The sequence below is a fragment of the Paenibacillus tyrphae genome (genome assembly GCF_024158745.1).
Taxonomy (GTDB): Bacteria; Bacillota; Bacilli; order Paenibacillales; family NBRC-103111; genus Paenibacillus_G; species Paenibacillus_G tyrfis_A.
Genome location: NZ_JAMZAW010000011.1, coordinates 258,835 through 264,974, shown reverse-complemented (window position 1 = coordinate 264,974; position 6,140 = coordinate 258,835). Strand labels below are relative to the sequence as shown.

The 6,140-nt window shown below is 49.0% G+C and carries 15 protein-coding genes; 3 read left to right on the top strand and 12 right to left on the bottom strand.

Annotated elements, in window-relative coordinates; translation table 11 throughout:
* Window positions 1–39: 39 nt before the first annotated feature.
* Window positions 40–597, bottom strand: coding sequence for a 3'-5' exonuclease (locus tag NI000_RS18500; RefSeq protein WP_253412935.1), 558 nt, complete (start codon window positions 595–597; stop codon window positions 40–42).
* Window positions 598–678: 81 nt separating this feature from the next.
* Window positions 679–1,002, bottom strand: a complete 324-nt coding sequence (locus NI000_RS18495; RefSeq protein WP_253412934.1) for a MazG-like family protein — start codon at window positions 1,000–1,002, stop codon at window positions 679–681.
* Between the two features lie 555 nt (window positions 1,003–1,557).
* Between NI000_RS18495 and NI000_RS37150 the strand changes: the two genes are divergently transcribed.
* Window positions 1,558–1,728, top strand: coding sequence for a DUF3973 domain-containing protein (locus tag NI000_RS37150; RefSeq protein WP_375540984.1), 171 nt, complete (start codon window positions 1,558–1,560; stop codon window positions 1,726–1,728).
* 69 nt (window positions 1,729–1,797) lie between these two features.
* On the opposite strand, the gene NI000_RS18490 is transcribed toward NI000_RS37150, so the two are convergent.
* Together NI000_RS18490 and NI000_RS18485 are read right to left on the bottom strand one after the other, a co-directional pair.
* Window positions 1,798–1,968: a hypothetical protein gene (locus NI000_RS18490; RefSeq protein WP_253412946.1), complete on the bottom strand. Its 171-nt coding sequence runs from the start codon at window positions 1,966–1,968 to the stop codon at window positions 1,798–1,800.
* A 14-nt stretch (window positions 1,969–1,982) separates the two neighbouring features.
* Window positions 1,983–2,222 carry a WYL domain-containing protein gene (locus tag NI000_RS18485; protein WP_253412933.1) on the bottom strand — a complete coding sequence of 80 codons (240 nt, stop codon included), beginning with the start codon at window positions 2,220–2,222 and terminating at the stop codon, window positions 1,983–1,985.
* Window positions 2,223–2,357: 135 nt separating this feature from the next.
* On the opposite strand from NI000_RS18485, the gene NI000_RS18480 reads away from it, so the two are divergent.
* On the top strand, window positions 2,358–2,516 hold the full coding sequence (locus NI000_RS18480) for a hypothetical protein (protein ID WP_253412932.1): 159 nt from the start codon (window positions 2,358–2,360) through the stop codon (window positions 2,514–2,516).
* A 39-nt stretch (window positions 2,517–2,555) separates the two neighbouring features.
* Here the strand turns inward: NI000_RS18480 and NI000_RS18475 are convergent, their stop codons facing one another.
* From NI000_RS18475 to NI000_RS18440, 7 genes are all read right to left on the bottom strand, one after another.
* Window positions 2,556–2,756, bottom strand: coding sequence for a hypothetical protein (locus NI000_RS18475; RefSeq protein WP_253412931.1), 201 nt, complete (start codon window positions 2,754–2,756; stop codon window positions 2,556–2,558).
* 216 nt (window positions 2,757–2,972) lie between these two features.
* Window positions 2,973–3,362, bottom strand: a complete 390-nt coding sequence (locus tag NI000_RS18465) for a VOC family protein (protein ID WP_253412930.1) — start codon at window positions 3,360–3,362, stop codon at window positions 2,973–2,975.
* A 108-nt stretch (window positions 3,363–3,470) separates the two neighbouring features.
* Window positions 3,471–3,857: a spore germination protein GerPE gene (locus NI000_RS18460; protein WP_253412929.1), complete on the bottom strand. Its 387-nt coding sequence runs from the start codon at window positions 3,855–3,857 to the stop codon at window positions 3,471–3,473.
* Window positions 3,857–4,039 (bottom strand): spore germination protein, encoded by a 183-nt coding sequence (locus tag NI000_RS18455; RefSeq protein ID WP_253412928.1) that lies wholly within the window; start codon window positions 4,037–4,039, stop codon window positions 3,857–3,859. The genes NI000_RS18460 and NI000_RS18455 overlap by 1 nt, the downstream gene beginning before the upstream one ends.
* On the bottom strand, window positions 4,017–4,643 hold the full coding sequence (gene gerPC / locus NI000_RS18450; RefSeq protein WP_253412927.1) for a spore germination protein GerPC: 627 nt from the start codon (window positions 4,641–4,643) through the stop codon (window positions 4,017–4,019). The genes NI000_RS18455 and gerPC overlap by 23 nt, the downstream gene beginning before the upstream one ends.
* Before the next feature lie 15 nt (window positions 4,644–4,658).
* The gene (locus NI000_RS18445) at window positions 4,659–4,910 is read right to left on the bottom strand and encodes a spore germination protein GerPB (protein ID WP_253412926.1); all 252 of its coding nucleotides are present in this window, start codon (window positions 4,908–4,910) and stop codon (window positions 4,659–4,661) included.
* A gap of 6 nt (window positions 4,911–4,916) precedes the next feature.
* Complete coding sequence (locus NI000_RS18440) at window positions 4,917–5,153, bottom strand: spore germination protein (protein WP_054972039.1); 237 nt, start codon at window positions 5,151–5,153, stop codon at window positions 4,917–4,919.
* Window positions 5,154–5,290: 137 nt separating this feature from the next.
* Between NI000_RS18440 and NI000_RS18435 the strand changes: the two genes are divergently transcribed.
* Entirely contained in the window at window positions 5,291–5,764 is a 474-nt protein-coding gene (locus tag NI000_RS18435; RefSeq protein WP_253412925.1) for an Hsp20/alpha crystallin family protein, read from the top strand.
* 115 nt (window positions 5,765–5,879) lie between these two features.
* Here NI000_RS18435 and NI000_RS18430 read toward each other — a convergent pair whose 3' ends face one another.
* The gene (locus NI000_RS18430; protein ID WP_253412924.1) at window positions 5,880–6,098 is read right to left on the bottom strand and encodes a spore germination protein; all 219 of its coding nucleotides are present in this window, start codon (window positions 6,096–6,098) and stop codon (window positions 5,880–5,882) included.
* Window positions 6,099–6,140: the final 42 nt, after the last annotated feature.

Below are 6,140 nucleotides of genomic sequence, written 5' to 3'. Positions count from 1 at the left end.
TCCATGGTTTGATAAAGCTTGATGCGATCGGAGCCAACTTCATCCCCGCATCACCGCTCTTAAATTAAGCTGATCGTAATACCGGACAAACAGTTTCGTTGTGTTGATCGCATCGACCAAGGCGGAGTGAAGTCTGCCTTCTTTCTCGATACCGGCCAGTTCAATCGCATCCTTCAGCTTCATTTGATTGCGCTTGACCAGCAGCTGCGAGATCGGCCTCTGAATGTCATGGTAATGGTTCAGCCAGCTTTGCGACAGATCGAACCGTTTGCAATGCTCCAGCAAAATTTTGCGGTCATCGACCCCCCAGCTGCAGAAGTAAACCAGCTCGGAGCCGATCCACTCCATAAAACGGTCGTAGCCCTCGCGAAACGGAACGGCCTTGCCCAGATCCTCTTCTTTCAAACCGATAAACTTTAACGTCTTTTTGCCGAAACGTCCTTTAATTTCAGGAAATGTATAGCATTGAAAACAATCCGTGCCGGCTTCGCTCGGGTCGTTCAGATTCACTTTGCATGCGCCGATCTCCACGATTTCCGGGATGTGGCCTTTTACGGTTACGTATGTAGTTTCTACATCAAAGATGACTGCGAGCATGATTCTCTCCTGCTTGAGAAATTTGTTCTAGTTTGTCCACCTTCTGCACATCGTTATACTTTAGCAAAAAATCGGAGCGGCTTAGTTCAGCGGGTCGGCCTCGAATCGCTTCAATAATTTCTCCTGGTGAGCCTTGGCGGCATCTTCCAACGTAAAACCATACTTATCGGCCAAAATCGCCAGATTCGCCAAAATGTCCCCGAGCTCTCCCATCAGCTCCTCTTTCAAAACCGGCTCCGGCTTTACCGCTTCGTCCGGACGATCCCGGCCAATTTCATACGTACGCACGGCTTGCGCCAGCTCTCCCGTTTCTTCCATCAGAAAACCCATACGTTCGAAGACGCCGTATTGCGTCCAATTTCGTTGTCCGTAAAATTGCATGACCCATTCCTCAAAATGCTTCATTCAGTTCTCCACCTTTTCCGAATAATGTCAAAAGCTCTCTATTTTCAGTTCTATCGGACAACTACAGGGTACCACAACTTCACAATCCGATGGAAGGCCTGGGCAAAATAAAGAAGACGGTCCTCCGGTATCCTATCGGATAAAGGCCGTCTTTGTCCAAGCATCGCCGCACACCGAAACATAAATTTAGGGATTGACAGTACCCGTATCTCTTGTTATTATCCAATTAATCACATCGGATTTATATATTATATGCCAATCGACCTAGCTCCCTCCCCGATTGACAGCCTCCTCCACGCCCTCTCCTCACCATGCGGAACAACCGCGCGGCTAACCGTCCGCGCGGTTTTCCGTTCTTTCTTTTGTCACATACAGCTCGACTCTAATTCAAGATTTGAGGTTGTGTTTTTATTGCGTTTGAGTTGTTTCGATGACGATTAGCGGAATTGGACAATTCTTTAGTAAAACTTTACACCATTTTGAGTGATATTTCACAATTTTACGCATATAATGTGTCTATAATTGTCATATTGTGACTCGAAAAGGAGAAAACTTATGTACTATTGCCTCGCTTGCCAAAAGCTGCACAAGCCGAACCCGCTCAAGAAATACGTCGTCTTCAAGACAGGTTTCCATTTCATCAATTCGATGAAATATAACGCAGGAATTTGTCAGGTTGCCTCCGATTCGAAAGAAAACGTTAGCATTAGCCCGGTATCCGCTTAATCTGCACATGCCGCCGGGCTTTGCTTTTTTTCTACGCCCCCGCTGTTCTCGGGAACTTGCTTATGCCTGCTACTCCCAAGCTTTCGGCTTCGTATTCGGACGTTTCGTACGAAGTCTGTCCAGTAGAGGGCGCTTTTTTTTCGCTTCCATCAGCATACGAATCTCTTCCATCAGCTTTCTTAGCCGCTCCTGATCTCCGTGGCGGTGCTCTTTCAACTCATCGTACAGATTGCTTCTCACATGCATTCCTCTCCTTAAGCCAATTCCCGCTGTCTCGCTGACGTTGACGGCGTTCGCTTCGCGGATGGGACCGGCTGTACGGCCAATATGCGATCGATGGCAAAGCATCGGACCGCTCCGCGCTCCATGCAATAAGCCCGAATGAAAGCAGGCTGTACGGAGCGAATGACGATCCTCCGCTTGCTGAATTGCCCGGAACGGTCCCCGTAAATGATCTCAACCATACGTCCCGTGTACTTTTGCCATGGAAGCACGGCTTCCCCCTCCCCTAAACAGGAACATTTGTTCTTTTATATTATTATATACCAAACATGCGTTCGTAATTCAAGTGGTAGAACTTTTTTTTACTGGGTAAAATAAAGGAAATGAACTCAACGGGAGGGCTTGTGATGAAAATTTTGATCACCGCCTCGGAAGCGATGGAGAAGGGGGTATGGCTGGAAGTACTGGGCATGTTCGGAAGAGATCCGGACGAGGAGATCGGGTTGGGCGAGCAATTTATTTTAACGGAGGAACAAGCGTTGGCCTTGGAGTTGATTCGCAAATAAAAGGCACCCCCGTAACGGGATGCCTGGGGATCGACCGGACTAACGGCGCTTGCCGCTTTTCCTGCTCCAATCGATAACGTTATCTTTAGGCTCTACATTGATTTCTTCGTTGCGCAGCATCTGTGACAAGTCCTCGATCGTTTTATCGAGCAGTTCGCCCTTATGCTTGGAAAACAGGCGCCGACGCTCCTTGAGCAAAACGTCGAGGATCAGCTTCTTTTGACGATTACTGAACAGCATGTCGTTTCCCCTGCCGTTTACTTAATTTTTTCTTCGTAGGACAAGCAAGGCTTGCCCGAGGAACGCATCACCAAAGCGGAAGGCATGTCCGCGGTTTTGAAGCCGTAAGCGCGGCAGCCCCTGGGAAAACCCGGGTCCCAAGTCACATAAAAGTGCTTGCATTTTAAACAATTTATTTTCGTATCGGGCTTTGCTTTTCCGGAATTCATGCGCGCTTTATCTCGTCGATTGGAAAAATTCGACCCATTCGCCATCCGGGCCATGGAAAAAGAAATAACGCGAGCCATTCGGCAGCGTCGTAATCTCTTGATCGATCAAACGCACGTCGAGTTCTTTGATGCGGGCGAATTCTTCCTCAATGTCGTCCACGGTGAAAGCGACATGATGCACCTTGCCTTCCGCCGGAAGCCCGTCGTTATAGCCCTGAATCAGTTCCAGCTCCGTTTCACCCGACTCGTTGAAACCGAGAAAAGCCAGCGTAACGACGCCGTTCGTATGTACGAGTTTATCCTTCAGCTCAAGGCCTACGACATCTTTGTAAAACTGCACCGATGTGTCGATATTCCGGACCATGATGCCCACGTGCTCGATTTTTTTGCGTGCCATCGTGTTCTCTCCCTTATCCGTTCGTTTCCAGTATAACAAAATGATTATATCACAGAAAGGAGACGGAAGCCCACGATAGCCCATATACTCTCAAAAGCTTTTTCTTCGTCACTTCGGAGGAAGTCCGCGCAGCAACTGACGGATGTTTTTCACCCTGGTTTCCGCACGAATCGATCGGACCGATCCGAACTGCACCATGGATGCCGTGGAAATGGCGATGACCCGGACATCCCCGGCACAGATGAGCGGACATGTGTTGGTCACGTCCATCTGCACTGCCGGCTCGTGCCGGCCTATAGGAAGCGGGGCGGAATAAATAGGATAAGCGCTCAAAGTCCCTTCATCTCCATCAAAAATCGGAATCTCCCTTTGAACAGCAAAAACGTAAGAGACCGGAGAAAAATCAACCAAGTCCCCCACAAAAATAGCGGAGCCATAACCGGTATCGTTGACCTTCAGACTTCTCACAACGGATGTACGCGGAACACAAGCCATCACGCACGTCCGGATGCAAGCGGTACGAGCGGCCCGATAATGAGCGATTCCGGCGGCGTATCGAACACGCTGGACAAGCTAATGACCTCCGCGTCACCGATCAGGAAAACCGACGAGCTGGCAACGCCCTCAACTTGGATATTGCCGACACAAATTTGTTTATTCTCCACCTGCAGATTCATTCGGAGTTCCTCCTCCGGTTTTTCGTTTTAAGAAATATTGTTCAAGCCCAAGCCGAATATCCCGGATGACTTTGTCCGTAATGCTCTGTTCCTGCTCTGCCGTCAAGATCACTACGTCCGGGTCGAGCCCATATTTTAAGTAATAATCGATCCGCTGCCCGATCTGCCCCTGGAGATCGCCAATGATAGATTCAGTCGCATCCTCATCCAGCTTCACTTGGTACTTCTCTTCCAATTGCACTATTTCGGCGGGACACGAGTGCCGCAAATAATCCGTCACACGCTCCTGGATACGTGCGAATGATTCCGATCTGGCCGTATTAGTTCGAATCGTTTCTCCTCCGACCTCCATATCCTCGACCGATTGTTCACCGAGTCCGGCAGGCGAAAGCCCGACATTGAGCGTCCCATCGAGCTTCTCTACTTTTAATTGATCGAATTTATACTCAATTCGCTCGATCGTCACTCCCCGCTGCTTTTTTACCGATTCGAGCTCTTGGGAAAGCAACTCGACCTTATTTTCCAAGGAACGGATGCGGTTCGTCTGCCATTTTAAATAATCGTTCAGCTTTTGAAAGTAAGATTCCGGGTAAGATGAATACATCCGTCATTCCTCCGTTTACCTGGAAGGTGTAGGAAGCGGGACCAGGGACAAAGGGCTGGGTTCTTGCGTCACCCCCGGCTGCCCCGCTTGCGGAGCGGCTGTCAGACCGGTAAATTGCGGGGCTGGGCCCGTAAACCCTCCGGTATTATATAGATTGGCTAACGCGCGAATCGTACCCGCAGTTCCGATCTGAAGCACGGAAGAGTTCGACACGGCGCCGATCTTGAAATTTTGAATGACGATGCTTTGATGTATGATTAGCTGCATGGCGGTTTACACGACACCTGCCTTATCGGCGGAAACCACATTGGAGTCAGCGATATCGTTATCGTAGGTGTTGGTGGTGCTGACCATATTGCAGACCCGCAAATTATCCCCCGTATTGAAAGAACCCGCCCCGGCAAACGTTTTAGACGTAACGCTCGGAGCCAGCTGGATCGAATCTCCTACGTGCACGATGGAGCCTGTACCGACGTTCACAATTTTGATGGCGCCCACGATAGCCGGCATGAGGCACACCCTAACTCAAATGGTTTTGTATTGTAGTATATGATCCATGGATAAGAAGTATGTTTTTAGACAGCTAGCGGGGACTCATGGTTTACGCTTCGTGCTCATATACTGAAATCAGTAAGGAGTGGATAAACATGGGCGATTCCAAAAATAACAACTCGTTTTTCGATATGAATTGGAAACAATTCGAGCAATTCTTTAACGGGAAAATGCCGTTCCCTACCCCTTCCCTTAGCGGCGACAACGGAGACCCGGTATCCTGGGTTGAAGGGTATATCAAAGACGTTCTGAACCGGGCATTACCTAACGTGGAAGTTCAGGCGCTCAAGCATCATTTTCATTCGGAAATCTTCGACACTCATAATAATATCATCGCCAAGATCCATATCCCCGACAAAGTACAAGCGCACAAAATTCGATTGATGCTCAATCCTTATCACATCCGTTTAGAAGGACTCGCGGACGACAAAACGCAAACGATTCGGCTCGCTAGCCAAATCGTGCCAAGCAGCTGTAAAGCGGTTTATAAGAACGGGATTCTCCAACTGCACATGCGCAAGCAGTCCATTGACCACCCCTATACGGACGTCAATATCCGTTTTATGTAGCTTCCTTTTTCCGCAAACAAAAACGTCCCAAATCTGGCGCGAAACGGCCGTTTGAGACGTACGGTATGGGTCAAGATCTATAGGAGGCACGCTTCCTCCGTTGTATCTATGTACCCTAATTATTCCCCGCGTTATTGGAATCGGCAAAGTCCGGATCAAAATTATTGGTTAGGCTGACAAGCGAGAACGTTGCGGTGAAATCTCCCGTATTGCCGCCACCCGCACCCGAGTTTGTTTTTGACGTACTCTTCGGATTCACCTGGAGTACATCGCCGAAAATGATTTCCCCGTCGGCACCGGTAATTTTGATCGGAGCCAAAATAATCGAAGGCATAGGAGCCCCCCTTCCTGATCGTGTTCTAAAGTATATGAGGCT